Source organism: Devosia salina (assembly GCF_019504385.1).
Classification (GTDB): Bacteria; Pseudomonadota; Alphaproteobacteria; order Rhizobiales; family Devosiaceae; genus Devosia; species Devosia salina.
Genome location: NZ_CP080590.1, coordinates 497,936 through 521,649, shown reverse-complemented (window position 1 = coordinate 521,649; position 23,714 = coordinate 497,936). Strand labels below are relative to the sequence as shown.

At 64.6% G+C, this 23,714-nt stretch carries 20 protein-coding genes; 12 read left to right on the top strand and 8 right to left on the bottom strand.

The features are described from left to right. The first annotated feature begins 65 nt into the window (after positions 1 to 65). From K1X15_RS02535 to K1X15_RS02515, 5 genes are all read left to right on the top strand, one after another. The gene (locus K1X15_RS02535) at positions 66 to 2,744 is read left to right on the top strand and encodes a histidine kinase dimerization/phospho-acceptor domain-containing protein (protein WP_220305933.1); all 2,679 of its coding nucleotides are present in this window, start codon (positions 66 to 68) and stop codon (positions 2,742 to 2,744) included. A gap of 75 nt (positions 2,745 to 2,819) precedes the next feature. Next, positions 2,820 to 4,298: an ABC transporter substrate-binding protein gene (locus K1X15_RS02530; RefSeq protein WP_220305932.1), complete on the top strand. Its 1,479-nt coding sequence runs from the start codon at positions 2,820 to 2,822 to the stop codon at positions 4,296 to 4,298. A gap of 159 nt (positions 4,299 to 4,457) precedes the next feature. Next, positions 4,458 to 5,408, top strand: coding sequence for an ABC transporter permease (locus K1X15_RS02525; RefSeq protein ID WP_220305931.1), 951 nt, complete (start codon positions 4,458 to 4,460; stop codon positions 5,406 to 5,408). Continuing rightward, the gene (locus tag K1X15_RS02520; RefSeq protein ID WP_220305930.1) at positions 5,405 to 6,253 is read left to right on the top strand and encodes an ABC transporter permease; all 849 of its coding nucleotides are present in this window, start codon (positions 5,405 to 5,407) and stop codon (positions 6,251 to 6,253) included. Before K1X15_RS02525 ends, K1X15_RS02520 begins: the two co-directional genes overlap by 4 nt. Then, positions 6,240 to 7,799 carry a dipeptide ABC transporter ATP-binding protein gene (locus K1X15_RS02515; protein WP_220305929.1) on the top strand — a complete coding sequence of 520 codons (1,560 nt, stop codon included), beginning with the start codon at positions 6,240 to 6,242 and terminating at the stop codon, positions 7,797 to 7,799. Before K1X15_RS02520 ends, K1X15_RS02515 begins: the two co-directional genes overlap by 14 nt. Here the strand turns inward: K1X15_RS02515 and K1X15_RS02510 are convergent, their stop codons facing one another. From K1X15_RS02510 to K1X15_RS02485, 6 genes are all read right to left on the bottom strand, one after another. Further along, on the bottom strand, positions 7,800 to 9,113 hold the full coding sequence (locus tag K1X15_RS02510; protein ID WP_220305928.1) for a GH1 family beta-glucosidase: 1,314 nt from the start codon (positions 9,111 to 9,113) through the stop codon (positions 7,800 to 7,802). A gap of 124 nt (positions 9,114 to 9,237) precedes the next feature. Further along, positions 9,238 to 10,296, bottom strand: coding sequence for an Mrp/NBP35 family ATP-binding protein (locus K1X15_RS02505; protein WP_220305927.1), 1,059 nt, complete (start codon positions 10,294 to 10,296; stop codon positions 9,238 to 9,240). 113 nt (positions 10,297 to 10,409) lie between these two features. Next, complete coding sequence (gene fsa, locus K1X15_RS02500; protein ID WP_220305926.1) at positions 10,410 to 11,063, bottom strand: fructose-6-phosphate aldolase; 654 nt, start codon at positions 11,061 to 11,063, stop codon at positions 10,410 to 10,412. Between the two features lie 80 nt (positions 11,064 to 11,143). Then, on the bottom strand, positions 11,144 to 12,328 hold the full coding sequence (locus tag K1X15_RS02495) for an amino acid aminotransferase (RefSeq protein ID WP_220305925.1): 1,185 nt from the start codon (positions 12,326 to 12,328) through the stop codon (positions 11,144 to 11,146). Positions 12,329 to 12,462: 134 nt separating this feature from the next. Continuing rightward, positions 12,463 to 13,386 carry an electron transfer flavoprotein subunit alpha/FixB family protein gene (locus K1X15_RS02490; protein WP_220305924.1) on the bottom strand — a complete coding sequence of 308 codons (924 nt, stop codon included), beginning with the start codon at positions 13,384 to 13,386 and terminating at the stop codon, positions 12,463 to 12,465. Beyond that, entirely contained in the window at positions 13,386 to 14,144 is a 759-nt protein-coding gene (locus K1X15_RS02485; protein ID WP_220305923.1) for an electron transfer flavoprotein subunit beta/FixA family protein, read from the bottom strand. Before K1X15_RS02485 ends, K1X15_RS02490 begins: the two co-directional genes overlap by 1 nt. 296 nt (positions 14,145 to 14,440) lie before the next feature. On the opposite strand from K1X15_RS02485, the gene K1X15_RS02480 reads away from it, so the two are divergent. From K1X15_RS02480 to K1X15_RS02470, 3 genes are all read left to right on the top strand, one after another. Then, positions 14,441 to 15,607: a M20 aminoacylase family protein gene (locus K1X15_RS02480; protein WP_220305922.1), complete on the top strand. Its 1,167-nt coding sequence runs from the start codon at positions 14,441 to 14,443 to the stop codon at positions 15,605 to 15,607. A 135-nt stretch (positions 15,608 to 15,742) separates the two neighbouring features. Further along, positions 15,743 to 16,822 (top strand): AbrB family transcriptional regulator, encoded by a 1,080-nt coding sequence (locus tag K1X15_RS02475; protein ID WP_220305921.1) that lies wholly within the window; start codon positions 15,743 to 15,745, stop codon positions 16,820 to 16,822. A 22-nt stretch (positions 16,823 to 16,844) separates the two neighbouring features. Continuing rightward, complete coding sequence (locus K1X15_RS02470) at positions 16,845 to 17,150, top strand: hypothetical protein (RefSeq protein ID WP_220305920.1); 306 nt, start codon at positions 16,845 to 16,847, stop codon at positions 17,148 to 17,150. A 6-nt stretch (positions 17,151 to 17,156) separates the two neighbouring features. Here the strand turns inward: K1X15_RS02470 and K1X15_RS02465 are convergent, their stop codons facing one another. Then, positions 17,157 to 18,791, bottom strand: a complete 1,635-nt coding sequence (locus tag K1X15_RS02465) for an alpha-glucosidase family protein (RefSeq protein WP_220305919.1) — start codon at positions 18,789 to 18,791, stop codon at positions 17,157 to 17,159. Positions 18,792 to 18,904: 113 nt separating this feature from the next. Here K1X15_RS02465 and K1X15_RS02460 point away from each other — a divergent pair, with 113 nt between their 5' ends. Both K1X15_RS02460 and K1X15_RS02455 read left to right on the top strand, forming a co-directional pair. After that, on the top strand, positions 18,905 to 19,369 hold the full coding sequence (locus K1X15_RS02460; RefSeq protein WP_220305918.1) for a GNAT family N-acetyltransferase: 465 nt from the start codon (positions 18,905 to 18,907) through the stop codon (positions 19,367 to 19,369). Positions 19,370 to 19,416: 47 nt separating this feature from the next. Beyond that, positions 19,417 to 19,755: a cupin domain-containing protein gene (locus K1X15_RS02455; protein ID WP_220305917.1), complete on the top strand. Its 339-nt coding sequence runs from the start codon at positions 19,417 to 19,419 to the stop codon at positions 19,753 to 19,755. A 108-nt stretch (positions 19,756 to 19,863) separates the two neighbouring features. Here the strand turns inward: K1X15_RS02455 and K1X15_RS02450 are convergent, their stop codons facing one another. Continuing rightward, a complete protein-coding gene (locus K1X15_RS02450; RefSeq protein ID WP_220305916.1) occupies positions 19,864 to 20,793 on the bottom strand; it encodes a 2-hydroxyacid dehydrogenase in 930 nt (309 codons plus the stop codon). A gap of 300 nt (positions 20,794 to 21,093) precedes the next feature. Here K1X15_RS02450 and K1X15_RS02445 point away from each other — a divergent pair, with 300 nt between their 5' ends. Together K1X15_RS02445 and K1X15_RS02440 are read left to right on the top strand one after the other, a co-directional pair. Further along, a complete protein-coding gene (locus K1X15_RS02445; protein WP_220305915.1) occupies positions 21,094 to 22,518 on the top strand; it encodes a circularly permuted type 2 ATP-grasp protein in 1,425 nt (474 codons plus the stop codon). A 241-nt stretch (positions 22,519 to 22,759) separates the two neighbouring features. Beyond that, a complete protein-coding gene (locus K1X15_RS02440; RefSeq protein ID WP_240549632.1) occupies positions 22,760 to 23,710 on the top strand; it encodes an alpha-E domain-containing protein in 951 nt (316 codons plus the stop codon). The last annotated feature ends 4 nt before the right edge of the window (positions 23,711 to 23,714 follow it).

Below are 23,714 nucleotides of genomic sequence, written 5' to 3'. Positions count from 1 at the left end.
GCTGGATTCGCCCGCCCCGGCACTATATTGAAGAATACTTAAGGAACCCCGCACATTGTGCCGATATGGCACAACCCAACGGGGTCGAGACCAGACAAAGGCAGTCCATGGATGACCGCTGGAACATTTTGCCCGATGCGCGCCGCGTGCTGCAGCATGACGATGACTCGCGCCCGGCATGGCTCTGGTCACAGGACGGGCAGGTTCTGATCTGGTCCAATCCGGCCGCCGCCCTGTTCGGCGCCAAGCTGAAGAAGAACGGCCTGAAGCGCGCGGCCCCGGCCGTGCCGATCAAAGGCCGGGTGGCCCGCATTATCCGGCTCGGTTCGCATGGGCGCAGCAGCCTGGCGCGCATCCAGTTCCTGGCCGGCGAAAAGCCGATTTCCGCCACTTGCGCGACGACGCCGCTTGTCTGGGAAGACGATGCGCCGGTGCTGCTGATCGTGGGCGTGGATGCCATCGACAGCGACATACTGGCGGCAGCGGCACCGGCCATGGAGACGGCGCCGGAGGCTATCGAAGCGCCCGACCTGGATCTGGACGCCGCGGAACCACCGCCGCCGGCAGGTGAAGCGCTGGTGGACAGCGCGATGGAGGAGCAGCCTGCGCCCCAGAGCGAGGCTGAACCGGAACCCGCAGCGATCGAGCCGATCGGGGCCGATGACGCCTATGCCCACGAATTGCAGAGCTGGCGCGATACGGACGCAGAGACGGCCTATACGCCTGCAGCAGAGCATGTGATCGATCCGTCGACCGATTCCCTCGATAGCTGGTCCGAGGCCCTCGGGGATGAGCCGGTGTCCCCGGAAGAAGCGGAAACAGAGGCCGCAACCGAGACCTCCCCTGCCCTGGACGCAACCGGCCCTGATGTCGGCGAAACGCCCGACGCGCCTTCGCAGGTTGGCGCGGACCAGCCGGACGTGTCGCGCCGGCTGAGCGATCTGGTGGAGCGGCTGGCAGCCGATGATGCGCTCTATGCGCCTTTGACCGAGGCCGATGATGTGCCGCCCGCCATGCCGGAGAGCGTCGAGCCACCGGTGGAGGACGACGAGACTGTCCAGGGGTTCACGGCGCAGTTCTTCAAGGTCACCGGCCGCGGCTTCGTGGCCCGGACCGCGGAGCCTGCCGAGGACCAGAGTGCGGAGACCGAGGCGGCCGCCGAACCGCAACCCGACCCGGACATGGTGGAGCGGGTGTCGCGCTACAATTTCGACGAGCTGTCGCGCATCCTGAACGACCGGGTGGGTGAGCGCGGACAGCAAGTGGTGCCGCAGCCGCAGGAGCCTGCTCCGCCCGCGCCCTCAACCGCGTCCGGTTCGGGAGCACTGATCAATCTGGGCGGGGAAACGCTGGTTTTGAACCGGCTGCCGCTCGGCATATTGGTGTTCCGCGACCAGCAGGTGCTGTTTGCCAATCGCGCCATTACCGAGATGGTGGGCTATGATTCGGTAGAGAGCCTGCGGCAGGCAGGGCTGGCGGCGATCTTTCCGGTGATGGGGCCGGATGGGCAGGAAGCGGGACCGGTCAACCACCTGGTGCAGCGCGACGGCACGCTGGTACCGGTCACGGCGCGGTTGCAGTCGATTTCCTGGCACGGCCGGCCGGCACTGATGCTGTCGGCGAGCACCACGGAGGTGCGCACCGGCCATGAGGACGCCGTCAAGGCGTTTGCCCAGACCTTTGCCGATGTGCGCGGCGACGGCTTCGTGGAAGCCAGTCGCAATGGCGTGGTGAGCGCTGCCAACGCGCCGGCAATCTCGTTGCTCTCGGGCGGCAAGCCGATGACCGGGCGCACGCTGGTGTCGCTGGTCGGCGAGGACGACGCCCTGGCCCTCAAGGCCTTTCTGGAACGACCCGCCCGCTTTGCCGAAACCGCCCGGCCCTGCCTGACGCTGCGCTCGGGCGACGGCAAGGCCGACCTGCTGCTGTTTGCGCTTGGGCAGGCCGGCATCGTGTCGGGCTATTTCGGGCTGGTCACGGCGCGGGAAACGACGCCGGCGCGGCTCAGCGCCCCCGTCGACATCGATCCGGCGCTGCTGGCGCGGATCAGCCGTGGCGTGCGGCGGCCGCTCAACACGGTGATCGGCTTTTCCGACCTCATTCGCTCCAAGGCCTTCGGCGCGCTGGATAACGAACGCTATGCCAGCTATGCGGACGACATTGCCCAGGCGGGCCAGGAAATCGCGGCGCTGGTGGATGAGCTCGACGATTACGCGCGTCTGCGCGATGGCCGCTACCTGCCGCAACGGGCGAGCCTGGATCTGACCGACCTGCTCGAGCAATGCGTGGTGCGCATTCGCGCCCAGGCCAATGGCGCCCGCGTGATCGTGCGCAACGCCATTTCCGAATTGCTGCCGCGGGTGACGGCCGACCGCGCCTCGCTGGCCCAGGCGGTACTGAACCTTCTGGCCAGCGCCATCGACCAGACGCCCATGGGCGGCGCGGTGGTGATTTCGGCGCAACGGCATGACGACGGATCAATCGCCATCCATGTACGCGACAGCTCCGCCCATGCGGTGGACATGGCCGAACGCTTCGTGGTGTTCCGTGATGGCGTCGGCCGCAATGGCCAGATGCTGGCGCCGGTGCGCTCGAGCGTGGGGCTGGCGCTGACGCGCTCGCTGCTGGCCGTCAACGCGGTGTCGCTGTCCGTCGATCCGGCAGGGGCCGAGGGCATGCTGTTCACGCTGCGCATTCCGGCCGACCTGGTCGATGACCAGCCCGCCGCCCAGGAAGCCGAATAGGCCGGTGCTGCAAGGGTGCAGCGACTCCTGTTAGACTGTGCGAGGCGCATTGGCGCCGATGGAGGAACCCCGAAGATGAGTCCACGCAAATCCATGGCCCTGGCCCTGGCCGCCCTGATGCTGTCCGCCGGCGCCGCCCTGGCCCAGCCCACGGAAATCCGCATCGGCGTGGCGCTGGAGCCACCGGCCCTGGACCCGACTGCCGGGGCCGCCGAGGCCATTGACGTGGTGGTCTACCAGAATGTGTTCGAGGGGTTGGTGCGCATTGACCAGACTGGCGCCGTGCAGCCCGGGCTGGCGGAGAGCTGGACCATTTCGGATGATGGGCTGACCTATACTTTCTCGCTGCATGACGGCGTGACCTTCCACGATGGCACGAGCTTTGATGCCGAGGACGTCAAGTTCACCTTCGAGCGCCTGCTGGCCGCGGACAGCGTCAACGCGCAGAAGGCGCTCTATGCGCCAATTTCCGAGGTATCGGCCATCGACCCGCTGACAGTGGCGTTTACCCTCTCGCGGCCGGACGGGCTGTTCCTGTTCAACCTCGGACGCGGCGATGCGGTGATCGTGGCGCCGGAGAGTGCGGCCAATAATGGCGCCGAGCCGATCGGCACGGGCCCATTTGCCTTTGTGCAGTGGGATCGCGGCAGCCGCGTGGTGCTAGAGCAGTACGGCCCCTATTGGGGCGACAAGCCGGCGCTGACCAAAGCCACCTATCTCTTCATTTCCGACACATCGACCATGACCAATGCGCTGCTGGCCGGCGATGTGGACGGCACCAACAATTTCGCCCCCGAGGCCCTGGCGGTGTTCGAGGGCAATCCGCAGTTCAAGGTGCTGGTGGGCTCGACCGAGGGCGAGACGATCCTGGCCACCAATAACAGGAAGGCTCCCTTCGACGATCTCAAGGTGCGCCAGGCCATGGCCCATGCGCTGGACCGGCAGGAGATCATCGATGGCGCGACCTATGGCTATGGCGTGCCGATCGGCACTCATTTTGCACCGCACCATCCCTATTACCTGGACCTGACGGGCACCTATCCGCATGACCCCCACAAGGCCAGGGTATTGCTGAAGGAAGCGGGATATCCCGACGGGTTTTCGGCGACGCTGAAGCTGCCGCCGGTGGCCTATGCACGCCTTTCGGGCCAAATCATTGCCAGCGAGTTCGCCAAGGTCGGCATCAAGCTCGAGCTCATCAACATGGAATGGGCGCAATGGCTGGAAGATGTGTTTGCCAACAAGGACTTCGACCTGACCATCATCAGCCATGTCGAGCCGTTCGATATTGGCATCTATGCCAACCCCGACTACTACTTCGGCTATGACAATCCCCAGGTCCAGTCGCTCAACGAGACGCTCAATGCCACCACGGACGAAGCGGAACGCAAGCGGCTGGCCCAGGAAATCCAGACCATCATCGCCCGGGACGCGGTCAACGGCTACCTGTTCGAACTGGCCCAGACCGGCGTGTGGAACGCCAAGCTCGAAGGGATGTGGCAGAACGCGCCAGTGGAAGGCGTGGTGCTGCGGGATATCCACTGGGTGGAGTGAGGACTCGTCCGTACTCGTCGGACCGTGGGCACATTCTTCGTTGCCCCACCCCACCCTCAATCCCTCCCCATCAAGGGGAGGGAGGCGAAAGGCCGAGAGGCCGGAGTTCATCGTCTCCCTCCCCCTTGTGGGGAGGGACCAAGGGTGGGGGTATTTCCCGTGACCCTCCTCTTCCTTCGCCGTTTCGCCGGGTTTGCGGCGACGCTGTTTGTGGCGGCGCTGATCATCTTCCTGTTGCTCGACCTGCTGCCCGGGGACCCGGCGCGGTTCATCCTGGGCATCAATGCCACGCCGGAGGCGGTTGCGGCGCTGCGGGTGCAGATGGGGCTCGATGCGCCCGCCCATGAGCGGTTCCTGCGCTGGGTGTTCGGCATGCTGGGCGGGGATTTCGGCCTTTCCGCCACCCAGCGCCTGCCCGTGGCGGAACTGATTGCCGATCGCATGGCGGTGACATTGCCCCTGACGCTGGTCGCCATGGTGGTGTCGGTGGTGGTCGGGCTGCCGGTGGGTATCCTGGCGGCGATGCGGCGCGGCAGAGCCGCCGACACGGTGCTGATGGTGCTGGCGCAGACCGGCGTCGCCATTCCCAATTTCTGGTTCGGCATGCTGCTGACGCTGGTGTTCGCCGTGGGCCTGCGCTGGCTGCCGACAGGTGGCTTCGTGCCCTGGGCAGAGGACCCGGGGGCGGCGCTGCGGGGGTTGGTGCTGCCCGGACTGGCGCTGGCCCTGCCACAGGCCTCGATCCTGGCGCGGGTGATGCGCACCGCGCTGGTCGACGTGACGGGGCAGGACTTCATCCGCACCGCGCGCGCCAAGGGGCTAACCAGGGGTGAGGCGATCTGGCGCCATGGGGTGCGCAATGCCCTGTTGCCGGTCCTGACGATCCTGGGGCTGCAGTTCGCCTTTCTGGTGGCGGGCACCATCATCGTCGAGAACGTGTTCTACCTGCCGGGGCTCGGCCGGCTGATCTTCACCGCCATTTCCGAGCGCGACCTGGTGTTGGTGCGTGGCGCGACGATGGTGCTGGTGCTGATCACCACCGCCACAATGCTGGTGGTGGACCTTTGCTATGCGCTGGTCGATCCGCGCCTCAGGGGGCGAGGCGCATGAGCTGGCAGAGCCTTCGGCAGCATCCAAACCTCGCCATCGGCCTCGCCGCGGCCACGGTATTTGCCTTGATGGGCCTGGTCTCACTGTGGTGGACGCCCTACCCCATCGCCGACATCGCTATCGCCCGGCGCTTTCTTGGGCCCGGCCCGGAGCACTGGCTGGGAACCGACCATCTGGGTCGGGACATGCTGTCGCTGGTGATGAGCGGCACGCTGACCAGCTTCGTGGTGGCGGCGCTCGGTGTGCTGATCGGGGTGGGGATCGGCGTGCCGATGGGGCTGGCCGCTGTCGCCTGGGGTGGCGCAGTGGAGTGGCTGGTGCTGCGCATCTCGGACCTCACCTTTGCCTTTCCGGCCGTGATCGTGGCCATTCTGATTGCCGCCCTGGCGGGGCCGGGCGAAACCAATGCGATCATCGCCATCGGCGTCTTCAACGTGCCGGTATTTGCGCGGGTGGCGCGGGGTGGCGCGCTCTCCATCGCCACGCAGGACTTCGTCGCGGCGGCCCGGCTGGCAGGCCTGGGCAATGGCGCGATCGCCTTCAGGCACCTGCTGCCCAATATCATGAGCCTGCTCATCGTTCAGGGCACTATCCAGCTTTCATTGGGCATTCTGGCCGAGGCAGGCCTGAGCTATATCGGGCTCGGCACGCAACCGCCGGCGACCAGCCTGGGGCTGATGCTGCGGGATGCACAGAGCCTGTTTCTCATCCATCCCTGGCTAAGCGTGATGCCGGGACTGACGATCGTGCTGATCGTCATCGCGCTCAATGTGGCCGGAGACGGCCTGCGCGACGCCATGGACCCGCGCCTGCGCCATGAGGGGCTGAGCCATGGCGCTGGTTGATATCGACACTCTCAGCATCAGCTTTGCCGGGCGCCCGGCCGTATCGGGCCTGTCGCTCCAGATCGAGAAGGGCGAACGGTTCGGCATTATCGGAGAAAGCGGCTCGGGAAAGTCGCTGACGGCGCTGGCCATTGCGGGCTTGCTGCCGGAAGCGGCGGCAGTTTCGGGGGCGATTGCGTTCGATGGCGCCCCCCTGCCCGCCGATGAGCACGCCATGGCTCGATTGCGTGGCCGGCATATCGGCATGGTGTTCCAGGAGCCGATGAGTGCGCTCAACCCGCTGATGCGCATTGGCGAGCAGGTGGGCGAGGCCATCACGCTTTCCGACACCGGCGAACCCGTGGATAGCACTGTCGTCGCGCTGCTGCAGGAAGTGGGGCTGGAGCCGCACCATGCGCAGCGGTTCCCACACCAGCTTTCGGGCGGACAAAGACAGCGGGCCATGATTGCGATGGCGCTGGCAAGCCAGCCCGAACTGATGATTGCCGACGAGCCGACATCGGCTCTCGACGCCATTACCCAGCGCGTGGTGCTGGACCTGATCGCCGAGATCTGTACGCGACGACAGATGACCCTGCTGTTTATCAGCCATGACATCCGCGCGGTGGCGGCCCTGTGCTCGCGCATCGGGGTGATGCATGACGGGCAATTGGTGGAGGAAGGCGCGACCCAGAACCTGCTGAGTTCGCCCCGCGCCGCCTATACCCGCAAGCTGTTGGCCGCCAGCCAAATGGAGCGCCGACCAAGCCCGCCACACAAGGTCGGCGCCCCCCTGCTCAGAGTCGAGGGCGTCAGCCGTGACTATTCCCATGGCGGGTTCTGGCTGTGGCGGGGAGCCCCCCTGCGCGCCGTGGACAGGGTAAGCTTCGAGATCGATGCAGGCGAATGCGTGGCCCTGGTTGGCCCGTCCGGCTGCGGCAAGACCACGCTGGCGCGCATGATCGTGGGGCTCGACAGCGCCAGCGACGGGCGCATGGTGCTCGATGGCCAGCCCTATCGCGGGCGCGACCTGCCGCCCTTGCTGCGCGCCGGCCTGTCGCTGGTGTTCCAGGACCCGTTCAGCAGCTTCGACCCGCGCATGACCATCGGGGATTCACTGGGCGAGCCGCTGCATCTGCTAGGGGCGGATGCACGAGAGGGACGTGAGGCCAGGCTGCATGAGGCCATCAATTCGGTCGGGCTTGAGCCGGCAATGCTGCGGCGCCATCCGCACGAATTTTCCGGCGGACAGCGCCAGCGCCTGGCCATCGCCCGGGCGCTGGTGACCCGGCCGCAGCTATTGGTTCTCGACGAGCCGGTCTCGGCGCTGGATGTGTCGCTGCGCGGGGAAGTGCTGGCGCTGCTATCGGGCCTGCGCGCAGAGCATGGGCTGAGCTACCTCATCATCAGCCACGACCTCGACATGGTGGGGGCCATGGCCGACCGGGTGCTGGTGATGGAGCGCGGCCGGATCGTCGAGGAGGGCGCGCCCGAGCAGCTGTTCGCGCACCCGCAGCATCAACTGACAAAGGCTTTGATGGCCGCGCGGCTGCCCGACGTGGCCTAGTCAGCGGGAGTTGTGCAGCAGGCCCTGGAAGGCGCGGAAGCTGGACTTGGGCGTGCGCTGCTGGGTCTGGTAGTCGACATGCACGAGACCAAAGCGCTTGTTGTAGCCTTCGGCCCATTCGTAATTGTCGAGCAGCGACCAGGCGAAATAGCCCCGCATATCTGCACCGGCCTCGCGGGCCGCGAGCACGGCCTTGAGGTGATCCTCGTAATACTTCACGCGCCGCGGATCATTGTCGCCCTCGACCTCGGCCATGCCGTTCTCGGTGACGTAGATGGGCAGCTTCGTATAGTCGTTGGAGACGCGGACCAGGAGATCGGTGAGGCCCTGGGGATAGATTTCCCAGCCGATATCGGTCTTTTCGAGCGGCCCCTTGACCTGCTCGGCCTTCTGGCCGGGCCGGGAGGAGGCCTTGTAGAGGCCGCGGGTGTAGTAGTTGATCCCCAGCCAGTCGAGCGGGCGGGACACGACCGCCATGTCGTCCTGGTAGTTCGCCGGCAGATAGGGCGCGAGCCACTCGGTCATCTCGCGGGGATACTGGCCCTTGAAGACGCCATCGAGATACCAGCGGTTGAACACCGCATCGCCAAAATTACAGGCGTCCCGATCCGCCTGGCTGTCGCTGGCCGGCTCGGCCTTTTCGAGGTTGAGCACGATGCCGAGATTCTTCGCGCCATTGGCACGCAGAGCATCGATAGCGGTGCCATGGGCAAACAGCACGTGGTGCATGGCCCGGGCGGCAGCGCGCAGGTCGCGATAGCCGGGCGCATGAATGCCCAGATAGTGGCTGAGAAAGGCAACGCACCAGGGCTCGTTGATGGTGGCAGTGGCCTCAAGCCGATCGCCAAACCGGCTGGCGACGAGCGTCGCATAATCGGCGAACCAGCTGGCGATGTCGCGGTTCATCCAGCCGCCGCGATCCTGAAGGGTCGAGGGCAGGTCCCAGTGATAGAGGGTGGCATAGGGCTTGATGCCACGCTCGAGCATGCCGTCGATCAGGCGATCATAGAAGTCGATGCCGGCCTGGTTGATGGCACCGGTGCCCTCGGGGATGAGGCGGGGCCAGGCGAAGGAAAAGCGATAGGCGTCAAAGCCGCCATCGCGGATCAGGTCGAGATCCTGGGGCCAGAGCTCATAGTGATTGCAGGCATCGCGGCCCGTGTCACCATTGTGCACATTGCCGGGCGTGGCGGAAAACGTATCCCAGATGCATGAGCCGCGACCATCGCCCTGCCCGCCCTCGATCTGATAGGCGGCGGTGGCGACGCCAAAGGTGAAGTCGGACCCGAAGTCGCGGCGATCAAACGAGAACATATCCCCTCCAGACAGGCGTTCCGCCCTTGTGGGGAAGGCGGATAACATTGGCCCGGCAGTTTATGCAATCGATTTCAGCAATCGATATAAATGGTGTACGTGCCTCAGATCGATATGGGTGGCGTCAGGGAACGCGGGCGAGCAAGCGGCGCGCAATGGAACGGTAGGCTGCCGTTTCGGGTCCATTCGGCTCCACGGCGACCGGCGGCGCCCCTGCATCCGACCCTTCCCGGATCGACATGACCAGCGGGATCGGGCCAAGGAAGGGAATGTCGAGGCGTTCCGCCGCCTGTTCGGCGCCCCCGGTGCCGAAAATGTCGTAGCGGTGACCAGTATCGGGGGCGATGAAATAGCTCATGTTCTCGACAAGGCCGATAACCGGTACGGACATGCGGCGGAGCATGTCGATGGCCTTTTGCGCGTCGATCAGGGCCAGGTCCTGTGGGGTCGAGACGATGACGACGCCGTCGACCACGGTCTGCTGGAACAGGGCGATATGGATGTCACCGGTGCCGGGCGGCAGGTCGATGACGAGGACGTCGAGCCCACCCCAGTCGGTTTCGCGCAGCAGCTGACGCAGTCCAGAGGTGGCCATGGGGCCGCGCCAGACCACGGCTTGGCCGGGCACCAGCATAGAGCCTATGGACATGACCTTGAGGCCGAAGGCCTCGTGTGGCGTGAAAATGCCGTCGTCGCGAATGGCCGGCTTGCCTTCGATGCCGAGGAGCTTGGGCACCGAGGGGCCGTAGAGATCGGCGTCGAGCACACCGACCTTGAGACCTTCCGCGGCCAAAGCAAGGGCGATGTTGACGGCGGTGGTGGACTTGCCGACACCACCCTTGCCCGAGCCGACAGCGATAATGCGCTTGACGCCATCGACCCGCGTCTTGCCCTGCGGCTGGGGTGCACCATGGCCGAATTTGGGGGCATTGGACTTTTCCGCGGTCAGCGACACCATGACCTTGCGCGCGCCCCCCAGGGCCTGGGCGCGCTGCTGCGCCTGTTCGCGGGCCGGGCCGAAGGCGGCCTCCATGCCGGGGGCCACGGCAATGGCGAACGCGATGGCGCCGGGCGTGACGATGATGTCGGAGAGGCCGCCATAGCTGGCCAGGTCACCGCCGCCCGGGATTTCGACGTCGGCAAGGGCGTTCTTGATCTGGGCGGAAAGGTCGGTATCGGCCATGGCAAAGTCTCGAAAAAGCAAGACCTCACCCATGCGCTTGTCGATGGGCGAGGTCTTTGTTCCGCCTCAAGGTTCGACAAGCGCACCTTGAGGATTGCTGATAGGGGCGGACCCTAGAGGATCGACTGGCCGGTGGCCTTCCAGTCCTTGAGGAAGCCTTCGATGCCCTTGTCGGTCAGCGGGTGCAGGGCCAGCTTCTTGATGACGTCGGGCGGGATGGTGGCCACATCGGCACCGGCCAGCGCGGCCTGGGTGACGTGGTTGGCAGAGCGGATCGAAGCGGCCAGAATCTGGGTTTCGAACTGGTAGTTGTCGTAGATCTGGCGAATGTTCTCGATCAGCTCCATGCCATCGAGATTGATGTCATCGAGGCGGCCGATGAAGGGCGAGATATAGGTCGCGCCGGCCTTGGCCGCGAGCAGCGCCTGATTGGCCGAGAAGCAGAGCGTGACGTTGGTCTTGACGCCCTTGTCCTTGAAGTACTTGGTGGCCTTCAGGCCCGCCAGGGTCAGCGGCAGCTTGATCACCACGTTGGACGCAATCTTGGCAAGGGTCTCGCCCTCGGCCACCATGCCATCATATTCCAGGCTCGCCACTTCGGCGGAAACCGGGCCGGGCACGATGCCGCAGATTTCCTTGATGACTTCCTTGAAATCGCGACCGGACTTGGCAATCAGCGACGGGTTGGTGGTCACGCCATCGAGCAAACCGGTGTCGTGAAGCTCCTTGATGGCGGCGGTATCTGCAGTGTCGACGAAGAACTTCATCGTTCCCTCCTAAAACTCTAATTCTGTCTGGCGCTTACACCAGATGTAGACATGCCGGCGGGTCGCCGCAAGCCACGGGCTCAGCGAATGGCGGCCAAAACGGCATCAGCCAGATCGCCGACGCGATCTTCGGGAATGCCGGCGACATTGATGCGACTGTCCGAGGTCATATAGACCCCGTTTTTGGCCTTGAGATGATCCACCGCTTCGACGGGAAGGCCCAGCAGCGAGAACATGCCGCGGTGATCGGCGACGAAGTCAAAATCGCTTGAATTGGAGCGCTCGCGGATCGCGGCGGCCAGCTTCTGGCGCAGGGTGATCATGCGCTCGCGCATTCCGGAGAGTTCGCTTTCCCACTCGGCGCGCAATTCAGCATCCTCGAGAATGGTGCGGATGATCTCGGCGCCATGATCGGGCGGCTGCGAATAGGCCCCGCGGATGATGTTGAGGAGCTGGGAATTGGTGATTTCGGCTTCCTCAGCGTTGCGGGCGACGAGGATCGCAGCGCCTACGCGCTCGCGATAGAGGCCGAAATTCTTCGAGCCCGAGAAAGCGATCAGCGCTTCGGGGGCGGTGGCGAGGACCTTGCGGGTGCCGTAGGCATCAGCCGCGATGCCGTCGCCAAAGCCGAGATAGGCCAGGTCGATGAAGGGCAGCGCGCCGGTGCGCTTGAGGCTGGCGGCCACCTGGTCCCACTGGTCGTTGGTGAGGTTGGCGCCGGTGGGGTTGTGGCAGCAGCCATGCAGCAGCACGACATCCCCTGCCCCCAGCGTATCGAGCTTTGCCAGCATCTCGGCGAACCTCACGCCGCGGGTGGCCGGATCGAAATAGGGGTAGGTTGCGACCTTGAGGCCGGAATTGAGGGCGATCGGATTGTGGTTGGCCCAGGTCGGGTTCGACACATGGATCGTGGCACCGGGACGGGCGCGATTGATCAGCTGCATCAGCACCCAGAGCGAACCGGTGCCGCCCGGTGCCTGTGCGATGCGGACACGGGCGCGATCGACGCTGTCGCCCAGCACGAGATCCAGCACGGCCGCGCCAAAGCCCTTGTTGCCGGCAATGCCGAGATAGGTCTTGGTCTTTTCGTTCGAAAGGATGCGCTCCTCGGCCTTGCGGACCGAGCTCATGACCGGGGTCACGCCCTTCTCGTCCTTGTAGACCCCGACGCCGAGATCGATCTTGGTGGAGCGGGAGTCGGCGGCATACTCGCCCATCAGCGCCAGGATCTTGTCGCCGGGGGCCTTGGTGAGGGTTTCGAACATTTTGGACGGGTCCGTTGGAAAGGCGCGGCCTTTATAGGGCGGCAGGGGATTTTTGCAATTGAAAGTGAAGAGTGAGAGCCCTTCACCCGGCGCCAGGTGCCGACCCCCGGGTCAGGCCCGAGGGTCGGTCACGGTCAGCGTTTCAGGCCTGCTTTTTCCAGTTCGGCGGTCAATTGCGGCACGATTTCAAACAGGTCGCCAATCAGGGCGACGTCGGCGATCTTGACGATGGGGGCTTCGGCATCGGTGTTGATGGCGACGATCTTCTTGGCGCCCTGAATGCCGGCCAGGTGTTGCAACGCGCCGGAAATGCCGATGGCAATGTAGAGATCGGGGGCGATGATCTTGCCGGTCTGGCCGACCTGCCAGTCGTTCGGAGCGTAGCCGGCATCGACCGCCGCGCGGGTGGCACCGATGGCAGCGCCGAGGGACTTGCCGAGGGCTTCGATGAGCCGAAAACCTTCGGCCGAGCCGACCGAGACACCACCGCCGACAACGATCTGTGCCGTGGCGAGGTCGGGAATATCACTTTCGGTGCGGTGGGCGGCAATGAAGCGAGCGGCCGAGGCAATGGTCGCTTCGCGCGTTTCGATGGGTGCCGCATTGCCGCCGGCCGCCGGTCGGAAGGCCGAGGCGCGGAAGGTCAGCACGTGCCTGGCCTGGCCGTCGGTGACCGTTTCGAGCGCATTGCCGGCATAGATGGGCCGGGTGAAGCGGTTGGGGCCCTCGATGGCGACAATGTCGGTGACCGGCTGGATGTCGAGCCTGGCCGCGAGGCGCGGCATGACATCCTTGCCGGTGGTGGAGGCGGAAGCCACGAGGTAGTCATAGCCTGGGGCCAGACTTGCCAGCAGGTCCACCATTCCTTCAGCCAGGGCGGTCGCAGGGGCGAGGATCACCCGGGCAACGCCGGAAAGGCCGGAGGCGGACTCGGCGACAGCCTGGGGCCCAGAGACCAGCAGGTCGACGGGACCAAGCTGGGTGGCGGCTGCCACGATCCGCGCCGTGGCCGGCGAGAGAACCTCGCCATCGAGTTCGGCGAGCACCAGAACGCTCATCAGATCGCCTCCATCTCGTTGACGTCGGCGACGATGATGGCAGCCAGTTCCGAGACCGAGGCAACTGTCCTGCCGGCGACGCGCTCGGGGGGCGGCGAGACGTTTTCGACGACCAGGCGCGGGGCAAGGTCGATGCCGAGTTCGGCCGCGGGGCGCACCGCAAGCGGCTTGGACCGCGCCTTCATGACCATGGGCAGGGCGGCGTTGCGCGGGGTGTTGAGGCGAAGATCGGCGGTGATGATGGCGGGCAGCGGCAGGCCGATGGTTTCGCGGCCATAGTCGACTTCGCGGGTCACTTCGAGCTCGCTACCATTGAGCTTGATTTCGGAGGCGAAAGTGGCCTGCGGGCGATCGGTCAGGGCCGCCAGCATCTGGCCGACATGGTTGCTGTCGTCATCGACCGCCTGCTTGCCGAGCAGCACGAGGTCCGGCTGCTCTTCGTCCACGACCTTGGCCAGGAGCTTGGCGATGGCGAGGGTTTCGAGCGCCGCGTCGGTCTCGATCAGAATGCCACGATGCGCACCCATGGCAAGCGCGGTGAGGATGACATCGTTGCTGGCCTTGGGCCCGATGGACACGACCACGATTTCGTCGGCCTTGCCGGCTTCGGCCAGTTGCACGGCCGCCTCAACGGCATGCTTGCAGAACGGGTTCATGGACATGCGCACGCCATTGGTCTCGACGCCCGAGCCATCGGGACGCACCCGGATGCGGACATTGTGATCGACCACGCGCTTGACCGCGACGAGGATTTTCATAGCCAACCTTTTGGGCAAGACCCGGAACTTGCCGGCTTTCTGACAAAAAGCCCCCATGCGGGCAAGGCGCGGATGGGGAAATTCGGTTCGGTCTCGGGCGAAAGATTGGAAAGGGGTGCCCGCGCGCTGCCCAGCCGGGGGCGAGAGGCCCCCTGCCAGCCTGGTCTTTGCGCGCTCCCGCCGGCAGAGACCGCAGGGGCGCGGTTGCGGCCACATGCCGCCTGATCGCGCTGCGGTGTTGACGCCAAGTCCGCGGGCAGTGACATTGCCCCGTCCCAGTCTGCTTCGGAATTCTTATGCCTGTCCTTAACCGCATTGCCGAGTTTCAACCCGAGATTGCCGCCTGGCGCCGCGATCTTCATGCCCATCCGGAGGTGCTGTTCGACGTGCATCGGACGGCCGGGATCGTGGCGGACAAGCTCAGGGAATTCGGTTGCGACGAGGTGGTGACCGGGCTGGGCCGGACGGGGGTAGTGGCGATCATCAAGGGGCGCGGCGCCGGCAACAGGACCATTGGCCTGCGCGCCGACATGGACGCCCTGCCCATGACCGAAAAGACCGGCTTGCCGCATGCCTCGACCATGCCGGGCAAGATGCATGCCTGCGGCCATGACGGACACACCGCAATGCTGCTGGGGGCAGCGAAATACCTGGCCGAAACGCGCAATTTCGACGGGCGGGTGGCGCTGATCTTCCAGCCGGCCGAAGAGGGCGGCGGCGGCGGCAAGGTGATGATCGAGGACGGGCTGATCGAGAAATTCGACATTGCCGAGGTCTATGGCATGCATAATTGGCCCGGCATGCCGGTGGGCACGTTCGGCATTCGCGCCGGGGGCATCATGGCGGCCACGGACCGGTTCTATATCGACATTGTCGGCAAGGGCGGCCATGCGGCGCGGCCGCAGGTGACGATCGACCCGATCATCGTCGCCGCGCAGATGGTCACGGCACTGCAGACCATCGTGTCGCGCAATCTCGACCCGCTGGACAGCGCGGTGCTCAGCGTCACCATGGTGGAAGCGGGCGAGGCGGACAATGTCATTTCGCGCACTGCCAAGATCACGGGCACGGTGCGCACGCTCGATGGCGGGGTACAGGACTTCATCGAGGCGCGCCTCGATGAATTCGTGCCGCAATTTGCCCAGAGCTTCGGCGCCGAGGCCAGTGTACGCTATGCGCGTGGCTATCCGGTGACGGTCAATGCGCCCGAGCAGACAGAGTTCGCGGCCTCGGTGGCGCGGGACATCGTTGGGGCGGCCCAGGTCGATGACGACGCCGCCCCATCCATGGGGGGCGAGGATTTTTCCTTCATGCTCAATGAGCGGCCCGGGGCCTATATATTCCTCGGCAATGGCGACTCGACGGAGCTGCATACCGACACCTATGATTTCAATGACGAGGCCATTCCGGTGGGGGTGAGCTATTGGGTCAGGCTGGTGGAGAAGGCTTTGCCCCTCAGCTGAGACTCGTTCGCTGCCAAGGCCCCCTCACCCGGCCTTCGTCCGACCTCTCCCCCAAAGGGAGAGGTGCACCTGCGATGTTGATCCATCCGATCAACCTTTTGCCCCGGCGCCGGATCGGCTAAGGCTCAGGACATAATGCCTGCCTCGTTCATCTCTCGGTCCGACATAATTCCGGTCGTTCTCACCCTCGCCATCGCCGCTGCCGGTGGCGGCGCGGCCATGCTGCTCGGGCTACCGGCCGGATGGCTGATGGGCGGGGCGCTTGCGGTGACAATCGCGGCCATGCTGGGTGCGCCGATCCGGATGCCGGACGGGTTGCGCAATGTGGCCTTTGTGCTGATCGGCATGTCGATGGGCGCAACCGTGGCGCCCGACAGCCTGCAATTGCTGGGCAGCTGGCCGATTTCGCTGGCCGCCCTGGCGCTCGAACTGGTGATCATCGTTGCCTCGACCGGCTGGATGCTCACCCGTGTTTTCAAGCTCGACCCGGGGACGGCCTATCTCAGCTCGTTTCCTGGGCATCTCAGCTTCGTCATGGGTATTGCCGCAACCGGGGTGGGCAATGCGCGGCAGATCGTCATCATCCAGGTGATCCGCATCCTGATGCTGACCATCGCGGTGCCGATCGGTGCGGTATTCCTGCCCATCGACCACTTTGCGCCGCCGGTGCGGAGCGATTTCCTCGATCCAATGCAACTGGTGCTGCTGGCGGCAGGATGCGTCGCTGTCGGGCTGGCGTTCAATCGGCTCAAGGTGCCGGCGGGCATGGTGCTGGGCGCCATGGCCGCGGCAACCGCAGCCAAGCTGGGCGGGCTCTATACCGAGGCCATGCCCATCCCGCTGGTCGTCGGCACCTTCATCCTCACGGGCGCCCTGATCGGCTCGCGTTTCGTGGGCATCACGCGAACCGAATTCCTGTCGGCGGCCAAGGGCGGACTGATCGCCACGGCGATGACCGTCAGCATTGTTACGCTCGTGGCGCTGGGCGTGGCGCAACTGGTCGACATGCCCTTCGGCCAGATCTGGCTGGGCCTGTCGCCGGGAGCGCTCGAAGGCATGGGGGCACTGGGCATTGCGCTCGGCTATGACACGGCCTTCATCGCCGCGCACCACGTCATCCGCCTGTTGATGCTCAGTTTTGCCATTCCCGCCGTGGTGATGCTGGTGCGCTGGCAGGAGGCCAAGGCACAGCTCCGCCACAATCGCACGGCATGAAAAGGGACGAAGGAGAGCAGAAATGATGATCCGTGTGGCGACTTCCCTTTTGCTGACTTTGCTGCTGGCCGGGGCAGCCCAGGCATCGACGGCGGAATGCCTCGTGTCCAGGCCCAGCGTCAGCTTCTCGTTCGGAGTGACCGTCGGTGAGCCCTATACCGAGAGCGAGCAGAACGATTTCAACCTCATGCAACTACAGCGGCTGGGCGTGAACGCCACCCGCGCGGAAATGTGGGGCGGCTGTATCCGCGCCTTTGTGCGCAAGCCCGGCGGCGGGGAGGAAATGCAGTTCTTCCACCCCGACACTTTCGAGCGGGTTTTTCCGTAACCCAGATCAGGGCGATCTGAAGCTCACCTTGCCCTCACCGGCCGGGGCCGGAAGGATGGCGAAACCATTGGGCCCCAATTCGAGTGAAGACCCCGCGAGCGCCGCATTGTGGCTGACCGGTTCGAGTGCCAGTTCGACCTTGGAAAGCTTTACCACGCGCGGTTCAGGCGAGAGGTTGAAGACGCAGATGAGGTCCTTGTTGCCGGCAGAGCGACGATAGGCCAGGACCGGTTCGGCGCAGTTGAAGAAGGCAATGTCACCGGTAACCAGCGCCGGGTGGGTTTTGCGCCAGGCGAGAAACTTGCGGTAGAAATTGAGCGAGGAGTCCGGATCGGCGTTCTGCACATCGACGCTTAGGGCTGATTGCGCCGGCTTGACCGGAAGCCAGGGCTTGCCGGTGGTGAAGCCGGCATGGGGCAGGTCGTGCTGCCAGGGCATGGGGGTGCGGCAGCCATCGCGCCCCTTGTCGCCGGGCCAGAAGCGGATGCCGCGCGGATCGGTCAATTCCTCATAGAGGATATCGGCTTCGGGCAGGCCCAGCTCCTCCCCCTGGTAGAGCCCCGCCGAACCCTTGAGCGTGAGCACCAGGGCGGCGGCCTGCCGCGCCAGATCCGCCGGCGAGACGCTGTGCGGTGCCCAGCGGGTCACATGGCGGATAACGTCATGATTGGAAAAACTCCAGCAGGGCCAGCCGGTTTCGCCATCGGCAAAGAAGGCCTCGACCTTGGAGCGAAAGTGTTTCGCGGTGAACTTGGGCCCGAGGAAATCAAAGGAATAGCATTGGTGCAGCAGGTCCGTTCCGGAGGTGTATTGCCGCATCAGTTCGAGGCCGCGTTCGTCGTCGCCGACTTCGCCCACCGTGGTTGCACCAGGATATTTGTCGAGGAGCTTGCGGACCTTTTTCAGCCACGCGACATTCTCCGGCTGGCTCTTGGAGAATTTGTGGCTCTGCATGTCATAGGGGTTGGTCGCCGGCAGGCCCTTGAGCGATTTGAGCGGCGGATTGGAGCGCAGTTTCGCGTCGTGGAAGTAGTAATTGACCGTGTCGAGACGGAAGCCGTCCAACCCGCGATCGAGCCAGAAGCGCATGACATCAAGCACCGCCTCCTGCACGGCGGGATTATGGAAATTGAGGTCGGGCTGCGAGGTCAAAAAGTTGTGCAGGTAATATTGCTTGCGCGCCGTATGCCATTCCCAGGCCGAGCCACCGAAAACCGAGAGCCAGTTGTTCGGGGGCGACCCGTCGGGCTTCGCGTCGGCCCAGACATACCAGTCGGCCTTGGCATTATCGCGGGAGAAACAGGATTCGCGGAACCAGGGATGCTGGTCCGAAGTGTGGCTGACCACCTGATCCATGATGACCTTGAGACCGAGGGCATGGGCCCGCTCGATCAGGAGATCGAAATCCTGCAGCGAGCCGAAGAGCGGATCGACGGCCATGTAGTCCGAGACGTCGTAACCCATGTCGGCCTGGGGGGACTTGGTGAGCGGGGACAGCCAGATGCAGTCGACGCCGAGGCTGGCGATATGATCGAGCCGGTCGATGATGCCGGGCAGATCGCCCACGCCGTCTCCGGTGCTGTCCTGAAACGAGCGGGGATAGACCTGATAGATCACTCCGCCGCGCCACCACTCAGTCATCTATCTTGCTCCCCTGGGCCGAACTGCCCGGACTTGAATCGCAGCAAAGGCTATAGGGTTCCGAGCGCGCTGTTAATCGGGCAGCATGCAGGTCCGCCGTGCGTGGTGAGAGTATGACGATTTCGACCGGATTGCTGGCAGATCATGAACACATGGTCGACGCGTTGAGCGGGCTGATGGAACGCGAATGGCCCGGGTGGTACCGGGCCGGCGGGGCCTCGGCCCGGATGGACCTTCGCGAACGACTGAGGCGCGATTGCCTGCCGCTGGGCATTGTGGCCGTGCTCGATGGACAGGTGGCCGGCTGTTGCGCCCTGACCGCGACCAGTGGCGGGCTGCCCAATTTGCGCATGCCCTGGGTCGGGGGACTGCTTGTCGACCCGGCCTATCGGCGGCGTGGCGTGGGAGCGGCGCTGCTCGAACGCGCAAGAACAGAAGCGCGCCGCTTGGGGCATGACCAATTGTACGCACTGACAGCCACGGCCGATGCATTGTTTTCGCATGGGGGATGGCGACGGGATGAGACCATCAGTCTCGATGACACGCCGCATGCGATCTACACTATCGTCACTTCGTGATGTCGAACGGTCTGCCCTTTGCTCGTCACCGTGAAAAGGAGACCCACATGGCCCATATCCTGCGCGCTGCCGACCGGCCGCCATCAAGTAGCCGGACAATCCGTTTCGAGGGCGAGGCCTATGGCACGCCGATCTCGTTCTTTGCCGTGGACAATGAACCTGGACAGGGGCCGGTGCTGCACACCCACCCCTATGCCGAAACCTGGGTGGTGCGGCGCGGCCGGGCCGAGGTGGTGATCGGGGATGAGCGTTTCGAGGTGGGACCGGGCGACATCGCCGTGGCGCCGGCCAATACCCCGCACAAGTTCACCAATCTCGGGCCGGATCGGCTGGACATCGTGTGCATCCATGCGGCGGGGGTGATGGAACAGGTCGATCTGGAGTGAGGGGCGCCGTGCTCGTCACTCCCCCACCCTGCTCGACTTTACGGACTTGGCAAACGCCAAGTCCTATCTCGCTTCCCTCCCCGCAAGGGGGAGGGTGCCGCTGCGCGGTCACACCACTGCCGAGATCAGCGGCTCGCCGGCAAAGTGCTTTTCGAGATTGGCCACCAGCAGTGCGCCCATGGCGTCGCGGGTCTGGTGCGTGGCGCTGCCCTGGTGGGGGGAGAGGACGACATTGTCGAGGGTGAGGAGTTCGGCGGGAACCTGGGGCTCCTTCTCGAAGACGTCGAGCGCGGCGCCGCCGAGGCCGCCATTGACGAGGAGTTCGACCATGGCGGGCTCATCGATCAGGGTGCCGCGGGCGACGTTGACGATGCGGCCTTCGGGGCCAAGGGCTTCGAGCACCTGCCGTGACACGATCTTCTCCGTGCCCTTGCCGCCCGGCGCTATGACGACGAGCCAATCGCTGTCGCGGGCCATGTCTTCCAGATTGTCATAATAGATGTAGGGCACGGAGGGCTGATGGTGGCGTCCGAAATAGACGACGCGCATCTTCATGGCCTGGGCGCGGGCGGCGATTTCCTTGCCGATGCGCCCCAGGCCCAGAATGCCGACGGTCTTGCCCGTCAGTTCGGAGAAGAGGCCGAAATTGGCACCGGGCCATTTGCCCTGGCGCACGAACTGGTCGGATTGCGGGATGCGACGGGCCAGGGAAATCATGAGGCCAATGGTCAGCTCGGCAACGGCGTCATTGAGCACGTCGGGGGTGTTGGTGACGCGGATATTGCGGGCCCTGGCGGCGGCGGTGTCGATATTGTCGTAGCCGACGCCGAAGCTGGCGATGATTTCGAGATTGGGCAGCTGGTCCATGAGATCGGCCTGAACGCCGGAACCGGCATGGGCGCGAATGCGAGCGCCGTTGGCGGCCAACCAGCCGGCCTTGTCGGCCTGCTCGTGCAGCTTGTGCACGGTGTAGCGGGCGGCGAGCGCCGCTTCGCAGGAGGCGAGGAGCGGATGGGTCTGGAGGATTTCGATGGTCATTAAATGGGTCCGAAACTAGTCGCTCTGGTGCGACACCGACACCCTACCCTGCGCGATTCAACGGACTTGGCAAACGCCAAGTCCTATCTCGCTTCCCTCCAGACAAGGGGGAGGGTGGGGCAGGAGCCGAGGCAATAAGGGAAGCAAACTCCGGGGCGAAGCTTAGCGAACGAGACGCGATGCGCAAGACTGACCTGCACGAAAAAGCGGCATGTCCGCACCTTGGGTGTCTGGACGGCAGGTTTCAAACGTGTAGCAATGGCAGGGCGATGGGAACGCCGTATCAGCTTGCGGAGTAGAATGGGCGAGAAAACGCCGTTTGACGAAATGTACAATCCGGACGGGTCGGTCCGCGAACCCTACCGCGCGCTTGCCGGATGGCTGGCCGAGCAGCCGGACAAGGCCCTGGCGCTGATGCAGACCGATGCGGAGGCGATCTTCCGCAAGCTGGGCATCACCTTTGCCGTCTATGGATCGGAAGAAGGCACCGAGAAGGTCATTCCCTTCGACGTCATTCCCCGCATCATCGCCGCCAATGAGTGGCGGCGGCTCTCCAAGGGGATCGAGCAGCGGGTCAAGGCGCTCAATGCCTTCCTCTATGACATCTACCACCGCCAGGAGATCCTCAAGGCCGGACGGGTGCCGGAAAAGCTCATTCTCAACAATGAAGCTTTCTGCCCGCAGATGATGGGACTGGACCCCGCCAAGGGCGTCTATGCCCATATCATCGGCGTCGACATCGTGCGGGTCGGCCCCGACGACTTCTATGTGCTGGAAGACAATCTGCGCACGCCATCGGGGGTCAGCTATATGCTGGAGGACCGCGAGGCGATGATGATCCTGGCGCCGGACCTGTTCCACCGCTCCAAGGTCGCGCCGGTCGAGACCTATCCGGAGAATTTGCGACGGACGCTGGAAAGCGTGGCGCCCGACGGGTTCAAGGGCAGTAGTCCAAATATCGCCGTGCTGACGCCGGGCATCTACAATTCGGCCTATTTCGAGCATTCATTCCTGGCCGACCAGATGGGCGCCCAGCTCTGCGAGGGCCCGGACCTGTTTGTCGATGGCGGCAAGGTCTATATGCGCACCACCACCGGCCCCGAGCAGGTGGACGTGATCTATCGGCGCATCGACGACGATTATCTCGACCCCCTGACCTTCCGGCCCGATTCCATGCTGGGCGTGCCGGGGCTGTTCGATGCCTATCGCGCGGGCAATGTGACCCTGGTCAACGCGCCGGGGACCGGCATTGCCGACGACAAGGCGGTCTATACCTATGTGCCGGACATCATCGAGTTCTATCTTGGGGAAAAGGCACTGCTGCAGAACGTGCCCACCTATAATTGCACCGATGAGGACCAGCGGGCCTGGGTGCTGGAAAACATCGCCGACCTGGTGGTCAAGGAGGTTCACGGCTCGGGCGGCTACGGCATGATGGTGGGGCCGACGGCCACCAAGGCCATGCATGCAGAATTCCGAAAGAAGATCGAGGCGCGGCCGGACAATTATATCGTGCAGCCAACGCTCGACCTGTCGACATGCCCCACGCATATCAGTGGCGATGTGGCGCCACGCCATGTGGACCTCAGGCCCTATGTGCTGGTGGGCGACGAGGTGCGGATCACCCCCGGAGGCCTTACGCGCGTGGCGCTGAAGAAGGGTTCGCTGGTGGTGAACTCGTCCCAGGGCGGCGGGACAAAAGATACGTGGGTGCTGGAAGATTGAAGATGGATTTTCTTGCCACCCCCCCGCAATCCACACACGCTTCAACTGGCAAGATCCCGTCACGAGCCCCGGCCGCCCCCCTCCCCCTTGAGGGGAGGGCTGGGGTGAGGGTTCTGCAGGTGCAGCGCACCCACTCTTTCGGACGGATGCGCGGTGGGGCCCGAACCCCCACCCTCAATCCCTCCCCTCAAGGGGGAGGGAGGCGATGGCACCGATGCGCCGCCCTTCGTGAGGTGCGCCCATGAGAATGCTCGGACGCACCGCTGCCAATCTCTTCTGGCTTTCACGCTATGTGGAGCGCGCCGAGAACATGGCGCGCCTGCTCGAGGTGGGCTACCGCATGTCGCTCACCAGCCGCCGCGAGGGCGGGGCAAGCGAACATCTGGTTTCGATGATGCAGGCCGCCGAAGTCGACGAGGGCTTCGATGCCAAGCACGAAGTGGCCGATGTCGATACTGTCGCCCATTACATGATGTTCGACCCGGACAATCCCAGCTCGGTATTCTCCTGCCTGATGGCGGCACGCACCAATGCCCGATCTGTACGGACGGCGATCACCACCGACATGTGGGAAAGCATGAACGGGGCCTGGCTCGAATTTTCGCAGATCAAGCCGCGCGATGTGCGAGGGGCCAAGCTCCTGGGCTTGCTGCAATGGGTCAAGCAACGCAGCCACGAATTCCGCGGGGCGCTGCTCGGCACAATCCTCAGGGATGACGGGTTCAACTTCCTGCAGGCAGGCAATTTCGTCGAGCGGGCGGACAATACCGCGCGCATCCTCGACATGAAATATTACGTGCTCCTGCCGCGCGCCACGCAGGTGGGCGGCGATCTCGACATCCAGCAATGGACGCTGATCCTGCGCGCGGCCTCGGCGCATCGGGCCTATCGGCATGTCTATCATGACCGCTACAAGTCCCATAACATTGCCGACTTCCTGATCCTGAGGCCGGAAATGCCGCGCAGCCTTGTCTATTGCGCCAATTACGTGCAGCAGAATCTGGACAATCTGGCCAGGATCTATGGGCGCAGGGAGGAATGCCACGACGCGGCCGCCAGGCTGCTTTCCATGGTGGAAGAGACCAATATGGACGTCATCTTCAATGATGGACTGCACGAGTTTCTCAACGAGTTCATCGCCCGCAACAATCGGGTAACCGACGCCCTCTCCACCTCCTACAACTTCTACTGATCCG